This window comes from Serratia sp. JSRIV001 (genome assembly GCF_019968745.1).
In the GTDB taxonomy this organism is placed as follows: Bacteria; Pseudomonadota; Gammaproteobacteria; order Enterobacterales; family Enterobacteriaceae; genus Chania; species Chania fonticola_B.
In genome coordinates this window covers 3,030,406-3,047,109 of sequence record NZ_CP074147.1, presented here as the reverse complement: position 1 = coordinate 3,047,109, position 16,704 = coordinate 3,030,406, and the positions used below count along the sequence as shown (strand labels likewise).

At 56.2% G+C, this 16,704-nt stretch carries 12 protein-coding genes; 3 read left to right on the top strand and 9 right to left on the bottom strand.

The annotated features are described in order from the left end of the window. Window positions 1-21: 21 nt before the first annotated feature. Window positions 22-240, bottom strand: a complete 219-nt coding sequence (osmB, locus tag KGP17_RS13890; protein ID WP_037375983.1) for an osmotically-inducible lipoprotein OsmB — start codon at window positions 238-240, stop codon at window positions 22-24. Between the two features lie 376 nt (window positions 241-616). Here osmB and araD point away from each other — a divergent pair, with 376 nt between their 5' ends. Further along, window positions 617-1,312 (top strand): L-ribulose-5-phosphate 4-epimerase, encoded by a 696-nt coding sequence (gene araD / locus KGP17_RS13885; RefSeq protein WP_059200935.1) that lies wholly within the window; start codon window positions 617-619, stop codon window positions 1,310-1,312. A gap of 32 nt (window positions 1,313-1,344) precedes the next feature. Here araD and KGP17_RS13880 read toward each other — a convergent pair whose 3' ends face one another. Genes KGP17_RS13880 through KGP17_RS13870 form a run of 3 tightly spaced genes read right to left on the bottom strand, consistent with a single transcriptional unit; the run spans window position 1,345 to window position 5,479 of the window. After that, a complete protein-coding gene (locus KGP17_RS13880; protein WP_037376111.1) occupies window positions 1,345-2,091 on the bottom strand; it encodes a DNA-binding transcriptional regulator YciT in 747 nt (248 codons plus the stop codon). Between the two features lie 48 nt (window positions 2,092-2,139). Continuing rightward, window positions 2,140-4,572, bottom strand: coding sequence for a formate C-acetyltransferase/glycerol dehydratase family glycyl radical enzyme (locus KGP17_RS13875; RefSeq protein ID WP_223497774.1), 2,433 nt, complete (start codon window positions 4,570-4,572; stop codon window positions 2,140-2,142). Window positions 4,573-4,576: 4 nt separating this feature from the next. Continuing rightward, the gene (locus KGP17_RS13870; protein WP_059200933.1) at window positions 4,577-5,479 is read right to left on the bottom strand and encodes a glycyl-radical enzyme activating protein; all 903 of its coding nucleotides are present in this window, start codon (window positions 5,477-5,479) and stop codon (window positions 4,577-4,579) included. A 147-nt stretch (window positions 5,480-5,626) separates the two neighbouring features. On the opposite strand from KGP17_RS13870, the gene fsa reads away from it, so the two are divergent. Continuing rightward, window positions 5,627-6,292 (top strand): fructose-6-phosphate aldolase, encoded by a 666-nt coding sequence (gene fsa / locus KGP17_RS13865; RefSeq protein ID WP_021806558.1) that lies wholly within the window; start codon window positions 5,627-5,629, stop codon window positions 6,290-6,292. A gap of 89 nt (window positions 6,293-6,381) precedes the next feature. Here the strand turns inward: fsa and KGP17_RS13860 are convergent, their stop codons facing one another. The 3 genes from KGP17_RS13860 to KGP17_RS13850 all read right to left on the bottom strand — a co-directional run bounded on the left by KGP17_RS13860 (window position 6,382) and on the right by KGP17_RS13850 (window position 13,090). Beyond that, complete coding sequence (locus tag KGP17_RS13860) at window positions 6,382-8,448, bottom strand: carbon starvation CstA family protein (RefSeq protein WP_021806557.1); 2,067 nt, start codon at window positions 8,446-8,448, stop codon at window positions 6,382-6,384. A 241-nt stretch (window positions 8,449-8,689) separates the two neighbouring features. Beyond that, window positions 8,690-10,624, bottom strand: a complete 1,935-nt coding sequence (locus KGP17_RS13855) for an exoribonuclease II (RefSeq protein WP_071683698.1) — start codon at window positions 10,622-10,624, stop codon at window positions 8,690-8,692. A 159-nt stretch (window positions 10,625-10,783) separates the two neighbouring features. Further along, window positions 10,784-13,090 (bottom strand): FdhF/YdeP family oxidoreductase, encoded by a 2,307-nt coding sequence (locus KGP17_RS13850; protein WP_223497773.1) that lies wholly within the window; start codon window positions 13,088-13,090, stop codon window positions 10,784-10,786. A gap of 204 nt (window positions 13,091-13,294) precedes the next feature. On the opposite strand from KGP17_RS13850, the gene KGP17_RS13845 reads away from it, so the two are divergent. After that, window positions 13,295-14,191 (top strand): LysR family transcriptional regulator, encoded by an 897-nt coding sequence (locus tag KGP17_RS13845; RefSeq protein WP_021806554.1) that lies wholly within the window; start codon window positions 13,295-13,297, stop codon window positions 14,189-14,191. On the opposite strand, the gene KGP17_RS13840 is transcribed toward KGP17_RS13845, so the two are convergent. Both KGP17_RS13840 and sapF read right to left on the bottom strand, forming a co-directional pair. After that, window positions 14,180-15,358, bottom strand: coding sequence for a peroxidase (locus KGP17_RS13840; RefSeq protein WP_223497772.1), 1,179 nt, complete (start codon window positions 15,356-15,358; stop codon window positions 14,180-14,182). The genes KGP17_RS13845 and KGP17_RS13840 overlap by 12 nt on opposite strands. Before the next feature lie 533 nt (window positions 15,359-15,891). After that, on the bottom strand, window positions 15,892-16,704 hold the full coding sequence (sapF, locus tag KGP17_RS13835) for a putrescine export ABC transporter ATP-binding protein SapF (RefSeq protein WP_021806552.1): 813 nt from the start codon (window positions 16,702-16,704) through the stop codon (window positions 15,892-15,894).

Sequence of the window (16,704 nt, the reverse complement as noted above, 5' to 3'; positions counted from 1 at the left end):
GAGGTATCAGCAAGCCGTGGCTTATTTACTCACCTGGTGACCGATGATGCCACCAACAGCGGCACCGCCGACGGTCCCCAACGCGCTGCCGTTAGTCAGCACCGCACCGCCTACCGCACCTGCACCTGCACCAATCGCCGTGTTGCGGTCACGTTTAGACATATTCGAACAGGCACTCAGCGACAGAGCCAGGGTGATCACCACTGCGGCAGTGGCCAAACGTTGATTAATGATCATAATGAATTCTCCTTAGCATCGGCTATATGGAACTACTTTACTGGCATAGCACAGCTTTAGTATAGGCAGTAATCAGCAAACTGGCCTGAGACTGTCTTCCAGACGACCTTGAAATAAAAAATGGCATTTATTGCACAAAACAGGGCAAATAAAAAATCAGGGCGGTTTTTTCGCCTTGTTTCAGTATAAATCTCTGACGAGGGATAAATAGGGAAATAGTCTTAATTTAGCCTAGGTCGGCAGGCGATTATTCCGAATCAGCCGCCACACATCTTGGTGTATCCAGCAGAAATCTACGTGGTCTTTAGCGATCTATCCCATACCGCCCAGTGGCATGCCTGCTGACAATAGTCGCAGACCAAGCCACAAGGACAAGATCATGCTCAACGAACTAAAACAACAGGTGCTGGAAGCCAACCTTCAACTTCCGCGCCATCATCTGGTGACCTTTACCTGGGGCAATGTCAGCGCCGTAGACCGCCAGCAGGGGCTGATGGTGATCAAACCTTCCGGCGTTGAGTATGATGCCATGACCCGTGAGGATATGGTGGTGGTGGAACTGGAGAGCGGCAAGGTGGTGGAGGGGAGTAAAAAGCCTTCTTCCGATACGGATACCCACCGGGTGCTGTACCTGAACTTTGCTGCAGCGGGTGGGATCGTTCATACCCACTCGCGCCATGCCACCATTTGGGCACAGGCCGGATTAGCCATCCCCGCGTGGGGAACGACACATGCGGACTACTTCTATGGTGATATTCCCTGTACTAGGCTAATGCGCGACGAAGAGATCAACGGCCGTTATGAGTGGGAGACCGGGCAGGTGATCGTCGAAACCTTCAAAGAGCGTGGGTTGGATGCCGCTCAGATACCGGCAGTACTGGTACATTCCCACGGTCCATTTGCCTGGGGCAAAGATGCTGACGGCGCGGTGCATAATGCCGTGGTGTTGGAAGAGTTGGCCTATATGGGGATCTTCTCGCGTCAGTTAGCACCGGGGCTGGGCAATATGCAGCAGAGCCTGTTGGACAAGCACTATCTGCGCAAGCACGGAGCACATGCCTATTATGGGCAGTAATCTCACCACGGGGCCGAACGGCCCCGCAGCCGTTATTCGTTAACCAGATCCAACTTGATACCCTGGCGTTTAAGCAACTGCTGGTAGTCGTTGGCGATACGCGAGTCGGTGATCACCCGCCCAATCTGGCTCATGGGTTCCAATGGATTAGGTTGGATCTGGCCGAATTTTGACGAGTCGGTCAGCACTATGTTCTCTACGCCTTTGGCTAATACCGCATTGACCACGTCGGCACGCATCATATCGCGGCCGGTGAAGCCAGTTTCCGCGTGATAGCCATCCACCCCGATAAACGCCTTGCTGAAGTGCACCTGCTGGATACACATGCGGGTTAACGGGCCGACCACGGTTTCACTTTTCTTCTGGAACATGCCGCCGAGTACGATCACATCGCAGTCGGTCTCTTTCAGCAGATGGGCGATGTAATGGCTGACGGTGATCAGCGTGACGCGCTTGCGCTCGGCCAGATAGCGGGCCAGTAAGGCGTTGGCACTACCGCTCTCAATAAAGATGGTTTCGCCATCGTTGACCAGCGATGCAGCATATTGTGCCAGCTTCTGCTTAAGCGTGAAGTTGGACATCATGCGGGCATCAACGTCGTCGCTTTCCAGCGCAACGGCAGAACCGTGAACGCGTTTCAGATAGCTGCGTTTTTCTAACAGATTGAGATCCTGACGGATCGTCACCTCAGAAACGCCAGAGGCGCGCGCCAGTTCGCCAACGCTGATGCGCCTGCGGTCATTCACCAACTGCAAAATGGTTTGTTGTCTTGAATTCATAGCGGCCTGATAGGCGGCCACCAAAGGGTGACCGCAACGATTCACTGATTAAAGAGTATGTTCGGTACGCGCGATAATGTCATCCTGCGCATCTGGGGATAATGCGGTAAAGAAGGCAGAATATCCAGCTACGCGTACCACTAAATCGCGATATTGGTCAGGATGTTGCTTCGCGGCCAACAGCGTTTCCCGTGACACGATATTATACTGCACGTGCCAGCCATGGTAAGCCTCGAAGAAAGTGCGCAGCATCAGCATCAGTTTTTCGCGATCACGCGGGTTCTCCAGCGTGGACGGGTTCAGCTTCTGGTTCAGCAACACGCCACCCAGAATCGACTCGGTGGGCAGTTTGCTCAGCGAGTTGAACACTGCCGTTGGGCCTAGATGGTCGGTGCCGGAGGCCGGGCTAGCCCCTTCCGCCAATGGCGTATGCGCTTTACGGCCGTCTGGCGTAGCCATGGTGGCAGCACCAAACGGGACGTTGGCCGAAATGGAGGAGGTGCCCGCATAGTAGGTACCACCGATCGGGCCACGGCCAAAGCGGGTGTTGTGATACTGCTTCAGTTCGTCGATATAGGTCTGGTAGGCACGTACCAGCAGTTGATCGACATCATCCACATCGTTGCCGTATTTTGGCGCCGCGTTGATCAAGCGTTGGCGCAGTTGCTCGCCGTCCAGCCCAGCAAAGTCGTTAGCAAGAGCCTGAGCCAGCTGTTGCTGACCAATAATCCCCTGATCGAACACCAGCTTGCGTACCGCTTCCAGGCTGTTACCCAGGTTGGCGATCCCAACCTGCAGGCCGGACACCCAGTCATATTTCGCACCGCCTTGTTTGACGCTCTTTCCGCGCTCGATGCAATCATCCACCAGAGCCGAGCACACAATGTCGTGGGCATTTTCTTCCAGCACGGTATCGACTACACACTCAATCTCAATCGATTTGCGGGTGTAATAGCGGATCTGCGTATCCCAGGCATCCAGCACTTGGTCAAACTGGCTAAAGTTATCCTGAGACAGCCCCAGCTCCTGCGGCAGGAAAATCTTGCCGGAGGTGGCGTCGCGCCCTTGCTCCAGAGCTGCCAACATCACGCGGGCAAAGTTGATAAAGCTCATCCCGGTACAGCGGTAGCCCCATTTGCCGCCAACGGCGGTCTCGATGCAACCGATCGCGGCGTAATCATAGGCGTCCTGTGGTTCGACGCCCAGCTTGATAAACTCGGGGATCACGATCTCATCGTTGTTAAACGCCGGCATGCCGAAGCCGCAGCGGATCACCTGCACGCAGGCGTCGAGGAAATCATTACTGATCCCGGCGTGATAGCGTACGCTGAGGTTAGGCTGCGTTGAACGCAGACGGCCACAGGATTCCAGAATGGTGTAAGAGAGCGGGTTGACCGCGTCACAAGGCTGGTCATTGACCAGTTTCTGGCCGCCGATGGTGACGTTCTGATACAGCGGGCTACCGGCGGAGGCTTTGGAGTGCGAGCCGGAACGGATCTTGTTCACTTCCAGCAGTTTCAACCAGCAGCTGTGCAGCATCTCGATGGCTTTTTCGCGCGGCAGGCTTTGCTCCAACTCCACGTCACGGCGATACCAAGGATACAGATATTGGTCGAGACGGCCAAAGGATACCGAGTGACCGTTGGATTCGATCTGCAGGAACAGCTGAATGAAGTAACACAGTTGCAGCGCCTGCCAGAAGGTCTGTGGCGGTTGATGGGCGATCAGTTCGCAGTTGGCTGCCATGGTCAACAGCTCTTCACGCCGCCAGATGCGTTGCTCTGCCTGGGCCATTTCACGGGCCAACTGGGCAAAGCGCAGGATGTGCTCGCTGAGAGCGTCCAGCGAGATGTCGATGGCCTTGAGGAACTGTTCCTTATGCAGGTCGTCCCAGTCCGTCAGGTGCAGGCGCTCACGGCGCTCAGCCACTTTCTCACGCAGGCCATCCAGACCTTTTTCCAGTAACAGCGGGAAGTTGACCGCCAGGTGCGCATCGCCAGACGTCATGTTGCCTTCCGCCTTGATGATACCGGTAGCCAGCAGGGCTTTTTGCTCATCGGTGAACATGCCGTAGCAGCGATCCTGCACGGTCTGGCCACGCCACCATGGGCACAGGGTGTGCAATACCTTTTTATCCTGTTCGCTGACGGAGAAGCCAGCGCCGGGGCGATCGGCCAACTCGTCAATTTCGCTTTCGATCCAACTGACGGTGTATTCCGGGAAGATAGGCGCGGCACGTAGCTGACTAGCCTGGTTACCGATAATCAGCTCATCATTCTTGATCCAGATGCTCCGTTTGGCCAGATGGTTGGCCAACGCCATGGCACGCCTTACCGGCAGCGGCTTATCCTGATGCTGCTGGTACGTTTCGGTATAGTGCTGTGCGCGTTCGGTACAGACCGGTGGCTTGACGATATGGATCAGCGCGTTCTTGTGCGCTAGCGTGCGTTCGGTCAGGGTAGTCAGATCCAGCGTTGTCATGGTGTTATCCTCGCAAAATGGCGGTCAGACCTTTGGCGCTGGCGTAATCTTCGGCATAGGCCAGCAGTTCGGGGTCGTCAAGTGGGGTACGGGAAGCGTAATAAGGCGCGCCGAGCAGATGGTATTTATTCATCCCCAGCGTGTGGTACGGTAAAAAATGGATCTCTTTGACGCCGATTTCATCGGCGGCAAAGTCGGTAATGGCGCGGATTGAGTCGCGATCGGCGTTAAATTCGGGGATTAACGGCACCCTCACGGTGATCTGAGTGCCAGCGGCGGCCAAACGGAGGAAGTTATCCATCACCCGTTTGGCGGAGCCTTCGGTCCATTGCTTGAAGCGAACTTGGTCGACGTGTTTCAGATCGGCCAGCATCAGGTCTAGCCAGGGCAGAGATGGCTCGATATAGGACCAAGGCGTATGCAGGCAAGATTCTACGGCGGTATGGATACCAGCCTCGCGCCCGCGTTTGAGCAGTTCAGCCGCAACCTCTGGCTGCATAAACGGCTCGCCGCCGGACAGCGTCAGGCCACCGCCGGTGCGCAGATAGTAAGGTTTATCGCGCATCACTTCGGCCATCACCGCATCAAGGTCGAGCGCCGTGCCGCAGACGCTCAGCGCGCCAGTTGGGCAACAGCCGTTTAATGCGTCATAATCGGCGGCAGTCAGTAACGAACGTTGCAGGGTTAGGGTGTTGTCATCAACGCGGGTGATAGCGTGCGGGCAACTCTCACTGCACAGGGTACAGGCCGCCAGACACAGGCGCTCATCAAACAGCAGCTCCTGCTGGCGGGAACGGCTTTCCGGGTTCTGGCACCACCGGCAGCCAAGTGAGCAGCCCTTAAGGAACACCACGCTGCGGATGCCTGGGCCGTCATGTGTTGAGTAGCGCTGTAGATTGAAAAGCATTCGTCACCTGTGAAGTCTAAAATCTTCTTACGTAAATTAAATGGGTTTCGAATGAAAGTTGATTTGATTTTAATCAAATGATGGCGGCTTTTTTCGCTTATTATGTTCAGAGTTTGAATCTGCCCACAAAAGAATCAGGAGAAGGTTATGGAACTGTATCTCGATACTGCCGACGTCAGCGCAGTGAAACGTTTGGCGCGCGTCTTGCCGCTGCACGGCGTGACCACCAACCCAAGCATCGTTGCCAAAGAAGGCAAGCCGATCTGGGAGGTTCTGCCTGCCTTGCGTGATGCGTTAGGCGGTACCGGCAAGCTGTTTGCCCAGGTGATGGCTAACGACGCAGAACGTATGGTTGCCGAAGCCGTTCTGCTGAGTCAACGCGTGCCGGGCCTGGTAGTGAAAATTCCAACTACCGCAGAAGGGCTGGCAGCAATCAAGAAGCTGAAATCCATGTCGATCCCCACCTTGGGTACCGCCGTTTACGGCGCTGGTCAGGGGCTGCTGGCTGCGTTGGCCGGAGCAGAGTATGTGGCACCTTACGTTAACCGTCTGGACGCACAGGGTGGCGACGGCGTTGAAATGGTGCACGAGTTGCAACAGCTGTTATCGCTGCATGCTCCGCACGCCAAGGTGCTGGCGGCCAGCTTTAAAACGCCACGTCAGGCGTTGGAGTGTCTGTTAGCAGGCTGTCAGTCGATCACTCTGCCGGTGGATGTGGCAGAACAGTTTATTTCCACTCCGGCGGTTCAGGCGGCGGTAGAGAAGTTTGAACAGGATTGGCAGGGGGCTTTCGGCACGACGCTGATAAGCTAAAGTGCATTGACAAGGGCGGCACCTGGCCGCCCTTGTAGGCATTCGATGAGACTGTTTCAACTGGCTCATCCCGTAGCCTGGCCGTTCAGTTAGACACGCCCGGTTTCCTCACGCAGTACAATAGTGCTTTCACGTACCGTAGGCGTTTTGGAACCCAACGCGCGGCGCACCACGAAGAAGGCCGAAACCAGCATCGTCACCGCAACCAGCATAAAGAAGGCGCACAACGCGGCGTTAATCTGATTGGCAAACACGATGGTCTGCATATCCGCAATGGATTTGGCCGGGGCGATAACCGTGTTCGATTCAATCCCGGCAGAGAATTTCTTCGCCTGCGCCAGGAAGCCGATGCTTGGTTTTTCATGGAAAATCTTTTGCCAGCCCGCCGTCATTGAGGTGATAAACAGCCAGATGGTCGGCAAAATGGTCACCCAGGCGTAACGCTGTTTCTTCATCTTGAACAGCACTACGGTGCCCAGGATCAGCGCCATTGAAGCCAGCATCTGGTTACCAATGCCGAACAGCGGCCACAGCGTATTGATCCCACCTAACGGATCCACGACGCCCTGATAAACAAAGAAGCCCCAACCGGCCACGGCCACGGTGGTACCGGCCAGGTTGCCGAACCAGGAGCGGTTGTTCGCCAAGCGCGGAATAGCCACGCCAACCAGATCCTGCACCATAAAGCGACAGGCGCGGGTGCCCGCATCCACCGCAGTGAGGATAAACAGGGCTTCAAACAGGATGGCAAAGTGATACCAGAAGGCCATCATCGCCCGGCTGTTAAACACCTCGCTGATGATATGAGCCATGCCAACGGCAAAGGTTGGCGCGCCACCGGCTCTGGACAGCACCGACTTCTCGCCCACATCATGGGCAATCTGCGTCAGCGTTTCCGGGGTGACCATAAAGCCCCAGCTGTTAATTGCCTGTGAAGCACTTTCCACCGTGGTGCCGATCAGCGCCGCCGGTGAGTTCATGGCGAAGTAGACGCCTGGGTCGATCACCGAAGCGCAAATCAGCGCCATGATGGCCACGAAGGACTCCATCAGCATGCCGCCGTAGCCGATAAAGCGGATATGGCTCTCACGCTCAACCAGCTTCGGTGTGGTGCCACTGGAGACGAGGGCGTGGAACCCGGAGATTGCGCCACAGGCAATGGTAATAAACAGGAACGGGAACAGTGAACCGGCAAACACCGGGCCGCTGCCATCGATAAAGCGTGACACCGCCGGCATTCTCATTTCCGGCATCGCGAACACAATGCCCACCGCCAGCCCCACGATCACACCGATTTTCAGGAAGGTAGAAAGATAGTCACGCGGAGCCAGCAACAACCACACCGGCAGCACCGAAGCGACAAAACCATAAATCACCAGTACCCAGGTCAGGGTGGTGCCGTGCAGGGTAAAGAACGGCCCCCAGTATGGATGCATGGCGATGTTGCCACCGTAGATGATCGCCATCATCATCAGCACAAAGCCGATCAGCGAAACCTCGGCAATCTTGCCTGGGCGGATAAAGCGCATGTAAACGCCCATAAACAGCGCAATCGGGATGGTGGCAGCAATGGTGAACAGACCCCAAGGGCTGTCTGCCAGCGCCTTAACGACCACCAACGCCAGCGCCGAGAGGATGATGATCATTACCCCAAGTGCACCCAGCATGGTTACCACACCGGCAAAGGCACCTAACTCCTGCTTGGCCATTTCCCCCAGCGAGCGTCCGTCGCGGCGGGTGGAGATAAACAGGATCAGGAAATCTTGCACCGCCCCAGCCAACATCACCCCAACCAATATCCAGATGGTACCAGGCAGGAAGCCCATCTGCGCTGCCAGGATCGGCCCAACCAGCGGGCCAGCACCCGCAATCGCAGCAAAGTGGTGACCAAACAGCACCCATTTGTTGGTCGGTACATAGTCCAGGCCATCGTTATGGCGTTCCGCCGGCGTTAACCGACGGTCATCGAGTTCAAAGACGTTCTTGGCAATAAACCGGCTATAAAAGCGGTAGGCAATGCTGTAGCAGGCGACGGAAGCCACCACCAGCCAGACAGCGTTGACGTGTTCCCCACGGCTCAAGGCAAGCATGCCGAAAGCGAAGGCACCGACCAGCGCCACCGCGAGCCAGATTATGGCTGACTTGACGTTTTTCATGTTCCGCAACTCCTTGTTGTGCAGAGGTAGAAAGGTGATTTTTTTTAGTTTGTGAGTCCGTCAAAACGTTAACGACTCATTAAACGTAGGAGGTTTAAACGCGGACGGTGGCTGGTCGGATCAGAAATGTGAACTCAGTTGGAGTTTGCTGAAAGAAGCGTGCCATACGGGGACAGAATAGGTTGTTGCAGGCATAAAAAAGGCGATACCGAAGTATCGCCTTGATCGAACACGGATAACGTTAGGCCACCGGTCTGGCAATTACGCTGCGGGTTTCCATACGCACTTCGGCAATGTTCACCTGCAGACTATCGCTCTGGCGATAAACCACTTCGCCCTTCACCTGCACGGTGCCGGTCTCTTGGCTACACACCATCTCGTCGCGAACCGCGTGGATAAACGGGGCAGGGATAAAGGCCATCGCGCCGTTGTCCAACAGGCGTACGCGCAGGCCACCACGGGTTACGTCGATGATCTCGGCGTTGAAACGTTCATCGGTTCCGGCCTTATCCTTGAGGAAACGGGCATACAACCAGTCACCAACGTCGCGCTCTGCCATGCGGTTCAAACGGCGACGCTCGGCCAGTTGCACGGTGACGTCATCCTGCGGTTTTTCCGCTGCCTGCTCGCTAATAATGGCTTTCAGCAGACGATGGTTGACCATATCGCCATACTTACGGATCGGAGAGGTCCAGGTGGCGTACGCCTCCAGCCCCAGACCGAAGTGCGGGCCAGGCGTGGTGCTGATCTCGGCAAAGGTCTGGAAGCGGCGGATGCGGCTGTCCAGGAACTGGGTTGGCTGCGAGTCGAGGTGACGGCGCAGTTCGCAGAATCCTTCCAGGGTCAGCAGCTTCTCGGCATCGGCTTCAACGCCGTTGGCCTGCAATACGGCGACCGCTTGCTCAACCAGGGCCGGATCAAAGCCGTTATGCACGTTATAGATGCCAAAGCCCAGACGATCGCGCAGCACCAGGGCGGCACAGACGTTGGCGGCGATCATGCACTCTTCAACAATACGGTTGGCGGTGCGGCGCTGTTCGGTCACGATGTCCAGCACTTCGCCTTTCTCGCCTAGGACAAAGCGATAGTCCGGGCGATCCTTGAATACCAGCGCATGCTGATGGCGCCAGGCGCTGCGTGCATCGCAAACCTGTTTAAGCAAGGTGATCTGCTGTGCGATGCTCTCGCTCGGTGGTTGCCAGCCTGCGACGCCATCCAGCCAGTCAGAAACCTCGTCATAAACCAGTTTGGCTTTGGACTCGATTTCGGCGGCAAAGAAATGGATATCGTTGCCCAGCGCACCGTCTGCGGCGATAGTCACGCGGCAAGCCAGCACCGAGCGGCGCTCATTCGGGCGCAGCGAGCACAGGTTGTCGGACAGATCGCGCGGCAACATCGGAATATTGAAGCCCGGCAGATAGTTGGTGAACGCGCGCTTGCGGGCGATTTCATCCAGATTGCTGCCTTGCTCGACGTAGGCGGTAGGATCGGCAATGGCGATGGTCAACAGCAGCGAGCCGTCACCGTTGTCTTGCACGTGCAGCGCATCGTCCATATCTTCGGTGCTGGCGCTATCGATGGTGACGAAGTCCAGCGCGGTCAGGTCCTCACGGATCAGAGCGGTCTCTTGTTCGGAGATCGCGACCATGTCTGGCGCTTCTTTTTCAAGATTATGACGAGCCAGCGTGACCCACCACGGCGCGAAGTGATCTTCACCGTCGGTGATGAACTGAGTCAGATCGGCATTGAAAGTGCGATCGCCGTTCAGTGGATGACGGCGCATTTCTGCGACGGCCCAGTCACCGGCCTGGAAGTTATGGGTGACTTCACGCGCCGGACGGCATGGGATCGCGTCTTTCAGCAACGGATGATCGGGGATAATCGACAGGCGATCGTCTTTTTTCTGCACCCGGCCAACAAAGCGCGACAGGAAAGGCTCAACCAGGGTTTCCGGTTCAGCGATTTCGCGCTCTTTTTCGGTATGCAGGGTGGCGACGATACGATCCCCATGCATGACTTTTTTCATGTACGGCGGCGGAATGAAGTAACTTTTCTGCCCGTCGACTTCTAAAAAGCCAAAACCTTTCTCAGTCCCTTTTACTACGCCTTCAACACGCGGGGTTTGAGAGTGAAGTTGCTGTTTAAGCTGCGCCAGCAGCGGGTTATCTTGAAACATATCGTCCAGTGAATGGGTTGTGAGTGGCAAGATTTGCGGCTGACAGTTTTACGCGAATCACTCCTTGCGGGCAAGCCAAACGTCACGCTTTTCCGACGAAGGCTCGCGATTATTAACGCAATACTGCTCCAGGGACGCGACATGCCACGTCCGTTCAAACTAAACGATACGCAACGTAGGGGCTTGAGCGCAGCGGCGGATGGCGACGGGAACCGATTTGGAGGTCGGCGTGCCGGTGCCATCACCAAAACTGGCCAGCGGCACCAGCGGGTTGGTTTCGGGATAGTAGGCTGCCAGATTACCGCGTGGGATATCGTAGCTAACCAGCTTGAAGCCGCTGACCTTTCTGGTTACGCCATCGTTCCACAAGGTTTCGATTTCCACCAATTCCCCATCCTGCAGACCAAGATCGGCTAAATCTTTGGGATGAATAAACAGCACTTCGCGCTGGCCGTAAACACCGCGATAGCGATCGTCCAGTCCATAGATGGTGGTGTTGTACTGATCGTGTGAACGCAGGGTTTGCAGTACGAACGGCGCTTTTTCTGCCCCGATTTGCGGGAACAGCGTATCGGGTAGTGGAGCGGCACTGAACTCAGCTTTGCCGCTCTGAGTTGCAAAGCGCAATTCGGCAGCGGCGTTGCCCAGATAGAACCCTCCTGGTTGCTCACAGCGCTGGTTAAAATCGTCAAAGCCGGGAATGGTGGCCTGAATATGCTGGCGGATCAGTGAATAATCGTCGGCCAGCTCCAGCCAGTCCAGCTGTTGGTTGCCAAGTACCGCGTCGGCAATGCCGCAAACAATCGCGGTTTCAGAACGCTGGGTGTCTGCCAGCGGTTTGCCGATGCCTTCGGAGGCGTGCACCATGCTGAAGGAGTCTTCCACCGTAATGTATTGCGGGCCGCTGGCCTGCATATCCAACTCGGTACGCCCCAGCGTCGGCAGGATCAGCGCATCTTTACCGGTGATCAGATGGCTGCGGTTCAGCTTGGTGCTGATATGCACCGTCAAATCACAACGGCGCAGGGCTTGGGCGGTACGCTCGGTATCCGGTGCCGCTGCTGCAAGGTTACCTCCAAGCGCAATCAGCACCTTGACCTCACCACGCAGCATCGCTTCAATGGCCTCGACCGTATTGTGACCGATCTCGCGGCGGGGGCTAAAGCCAAAATGCTGCTCCAAACTATCCAACAGCGCCTTGGGGGCTTTCTCATCGATGCCCATGGTGCGGTTGCCTTGCACGTTGCTGTGGCCGCGTACCGGACATAGGCCCGCACCTGGCTTGCCCAACTGGCCGAACAGCAATTGCAGGTTGGTGATCTCGCGCACCGTCGGTACGGAGTGCTTATGCTGCGTCACGCCCATCGCCCAGGTGCAGATAACACGCTCTGCGCCTTGGTAAATCGCCGCCGCATGACGTAGCTGGGTTTCGCTCAACCCGGATTGCGTGGTGATCTGTTGCCATGAGGTGGCATCCACCTGAGCCAGATAATCTTCGATGCCCACGCAATGCCGATCGATAAACGGCTGGTCGAACAGCCCTGGTTTATTGGCGGCAATCCGCTGGCGATGGGTTTCCAACAGTGCTTTCACCATGCCGCGCACTGCCGCCATATCGCCACCCAGGTTGGGCTGGAAGTAGGCCGAACTGATGGGGGAGGATATGGGCGTCAGCATCTGGATCGGGTTTTGCGGGTCGGCAAACCTTTCCAGCCCGCGTTCGCGCAGGGTATTGAAACTGACGATGCGTGCCCCCCGGCTGGCTGCGTGTTTCAGGCTGTGCAGCATGCGGGGATGGTTGGTGCCGGGGTTTTGGCCAAAGACAAAAATCGCGTCGGCTTGCTCGAAGTCATCCATACGGATGGTGCCTTTGCCGACGCCAATGCTCTGCTTGAGGCCTACGCCACTGGCTTCGTGGCACATATTGGAACAGTCTGGGAAGTTGCTGGTGCCCAGCATCCGGCCAAACAGCTGATAAAGGTAGGAGGCTTCATTGCTGGCGCGGCCTGAGGTGTACAGCTCAATCTGGTTGGGATTATCCATTGCCTGGATATGGCTGGCGATAAGTTTGAAGGCATCCGGCCAGGTGATGGGCTGATAGCGATCGGTCTTGGCGTCGTAGCGCATTGGGTGCGTCAACCGGCCTTGATACTCCAGGAAGTAGTCGCTTTGCTCGCGCAGGGTGCTGACGCTGTGGGTTGCAAAGAATGCTGGTTCTACCGCATTGCGTGTCGCTTCCCAACTGACCGCCTTGGCCCCGTTCTCGCAGAAGCTGAAGGTGCTGTGGTTGTCATCGCCCCAGGCACAGCCGGGGCAGTCAAAACCGCGCGCTTTGTTAACGCGCATCAGGTTGCGCAGATTTTTCAGCGCCTGTTTGCTGTCGAACACATAGCGGGTGGTGGCTTCCAATGAGCCCCAGCCGCCCGCCGCGCCGCGATAAGGCTTGATTGACGGTTTAAATTTCATGATTTTCTTCGCAGGTGATTAATGTAGCTAAAAGGTAAATGCCTTTTTAAGCATTTTGAGTATTTATGTGGCAAGTCTAGGGGCGTGAGGGCTTGGTGTCTAATCGAATAGAGCAATGATGGGATAGACGACACTTATCGCAACTGCCAGCAAGGCCATAGCAAATGATATACTTCGTGCAGAAACCATTTTCCGAGCCAATACATGGATATTAAGCAACTGATCTACCTGTGTAATCTTGAGCGGGAACGCCACTTCGGCCGCGCCGCAGAGGCCAGCTTTGTCAGCCAGCCGACCTTATCCATGCGGCTGAAAAATCTGGAAAAAGAGCTGGGTGTCTCGTTGATCAACCGTGGCAACAACTTTGAGGGCTTCACCGCCGAAGGTGAGCGGGTCTTGGCTTGGGCGCGGGAAATTGTTTCCGTTTATCAGGGGCTGAAGCTGGAAGTAGAGTCGCTGAAACACGGGTTGAACGGCACGTTGCGCATCGGCACCGTGCCGCAGTGCAGCATTTCGTTAGCGCAAATGTTGAAGGCGGTCAGCGAGCGTTACCCGCAGTTGGACTATCGCGTAGCGGTATTGAGCGCCGATCAACTGCTGGAAGCGCTGACCGCGCATACGGTGGATATCGGCATCGGTTTCTTTGAGCTACCAACGCTCAAGGAACTGCATTTCCAGTCCCAATCTTTGGCCGACAGCGGCATTGACCTGGTGTTTCATCCGCAGCATTTCCCCGAGCTGGTGGGGGAAAGTCCACTAACGCTGGCAACCGTGGCCGAGCTGCCATTATGTCTGGCTGAACCGACGCGTTACTTCCGTCGTTACCTGGATCAGCAGTTTCGTGATGAGGGCTTAACGTTGCATACCCGGATGGAAACCACCTCGATCTTCCAACTGCTACAGGGGATTTTTGTCGGTTTGGGATGCGGGTTATTCCCCAGCGGAAATTTGCAGATGGAAATGGTGCCGCAGCTGCAACGGCGCAGCGTTGCCATTGCGCCGATGTCACGTCATGCCGCCTTGGTGATCGCCGAGCCAGCAAGGGCCACGCCGCTGGCACAGCACTTTTTTGATGCGGCTCAGGCGTGGTTATTGCGCTAGCTCGACTTCTACTGCATCGCCAAGACTGTAACGCAGCCGGTTTTCCCAGGCGTACAGCGCGCCGGTTAAAATTACGTCCAATGCCTGCGACCGATCCAATCCGCTGTTAAGCAACGGCTGCACGTTTTGTGCCGTGAATTTCTCAGGTGTTCGCGTCAGATCGGCTGTCACGCCGATCACGGCAGCGGTCACCGGATCGTCGGCCACCTCAAGCGCGTTATCAATCCCAGCCACTAATGCCAGTGCCAACTCCCGATCGGCAATGTTATGGGCTAGCGTGCCGGCACAGTAATGGCTGCCATTAATGCGTGATGTCACCAGAGCAACCAAAGCCTTCAGGCGTGCAGATAGTCCGTTAACTGGGTGATTAATACTGTTAAATACCGCATTGCGCTCATTTAGGGCAGGCGCGTCGTGAGCCAACAGCAGGTAATAAGACTCGCTGCGGGCGTCCGGGTGGCTTTGGTCCAGAATGTCGAGCTGCCGAGCCTGGGCCTGCTCGACAACGATCTCCGGCAGGCGAGCTTGCCATGACCGTTCCGTACAGGAAAATCCTGCCGGAGCGGCATCTTCGATTTGGGGAAAACCGGGTAACACCACGGCGGGTCTGCCTGCAAGTGCTGCAATACCGGCGACCACCCGTGCTTGATAGCTAATGAAACCGATGATTTGCGAAAAGGTCACAGTATCTTGCGTGCTCAGGCCAACTTCGCCGAGCTGTTGTATAGCCTTGGAGCAAATCAGGGTCGGCTGGCTGGCGAGTTGGCGGGCGTATTGGGTGATTTGTGCCAGGCGGACATTGCTTTCCCGCGTAGCATCCGGGCTGTCCAGAGGGGCGAGGCGAGCGGCGTAATGGCTACAAAGCGATTGTACGCCGGTGACCTGCGCCACCGTCAGGGCCGTCGACAGACGATCGTAAGGTGACAATGTCACTTCTCGCGAAGCGATAACTTGCTCGGGGAACAGCACTGAATAGCAGGCCGAAGACGCAGTAAAAACGTCAATGCGATGGCTGAGGGCGGCGTTCAATCCCTCGTCGGTAAACGTACCCAGGCCTAACAAAAAACGCTCCCGCAAGCTTGCGGCGGCAGGCTCGAGTGGCGAACTGTCGCCTGAACTACGCTGGGTTTCGTGGTACCACTGGAAAGGGGTTAGGCGATGGTCCATCGGATAAAATCCTTCTTCAATACAACAAGCCACCGCTGCGGTTGGCAACGGTGGCAGGGTAAAAAACCACGGAGCAGGCGTCAGTCATGGCTGCATAGACCATGACCATAAATAGCGAAGCCGGCGGCGAAGATGAGCATCAGTTGTGAGAGGCGTTGGTGGCGAGCATTGTTCATCAGCGCGATATCCTGTTGTTTGCATGGCTCAACGTAGCGGATATCCTCACCGATTCGTTTGGCGAGATAAAATAATGTTAAGTGCTAATTAATAACGTAAAGGAATAAAATAGTTAGCGGTCGGATCGATGAGTAGCAAGATGGCATCCCCAAGGCTCCAACTACCGCAGCATACAACATGGCTGGTAATTGAACGTTTACTGAGATGATGTAACCTTGCTCAAGATTTGCACCATGGCACGGCATAACTACGCCGTGCCATGGTTGTAATGGCGCTAGATTAGCGCCAGTTATGGGTAATTATCACGGATTTTGGCAACTAATTGCGGCACAGTAAGATATCGAGTGTTAGCGGAATTAAAACCTGCCGCCGTCACGTCGCCAGGCATCGGCAGTGAGCGCTTCGCCAAAGTGGCTGGCAATCAGCCGCTTGGTGAGGTCGTGCAGCGGTGCGGCCAGCACTTCGGCGGTGCTGCCACGCTCCACGATTTCCCCTTCATGCATCACCATCACCTGGTCGCTGATATGCTTCATCATCCCCAGATGCTGCGTCACATAAATATAGGCGATACCGTGCTTTTCCTGGAGCTCCAGCATCAGGTTGATGATCTGCGAACGCATCGACATATCCAGCGAAGCCAGCGCCTCGTCGGCAACAATCACCTTGGGTTGCAGGATCAACGCCCGCGCCAGCGCCACGCGCTGTTTCTGCCCGGAGGCGAGCATGTGCGGATAATAATAAGCATGGTCCGGCAGCATCCCCACCTGGCGCAGGGTCTGGTTGATCCGCACCTCGCGTTCTGCGGCTTCCAGATCGGTATTCAAACGTAGCGGAGCATCAAGCAACTGACCGATGCGCTGGCGTGGGTTGAGCGAGGTGCTCGGATCCTGGAAAATCATACGAATGCGCTGGCTGCGGTAGCGATAATCGCCATAGGTCAACGCATGGTCGTCGATCAGCACTTCACCCGAAGAGGGTTCCACCATGCCGGAAAGCATCTTCGCCAGAGTTGACTTACCCGAGCCGTTCTCACCGATGATCGCCAGCGTCTGGCCTTCACGCAGGGTAAAACTGACTGACTTGACCGCTTCCACATGCTGGCGGCGGAACAGCCCGGTACGATAGCGGTAGGTTTTGGTCAGGTTGCGCACTTCCAACAGCGTTTCCAT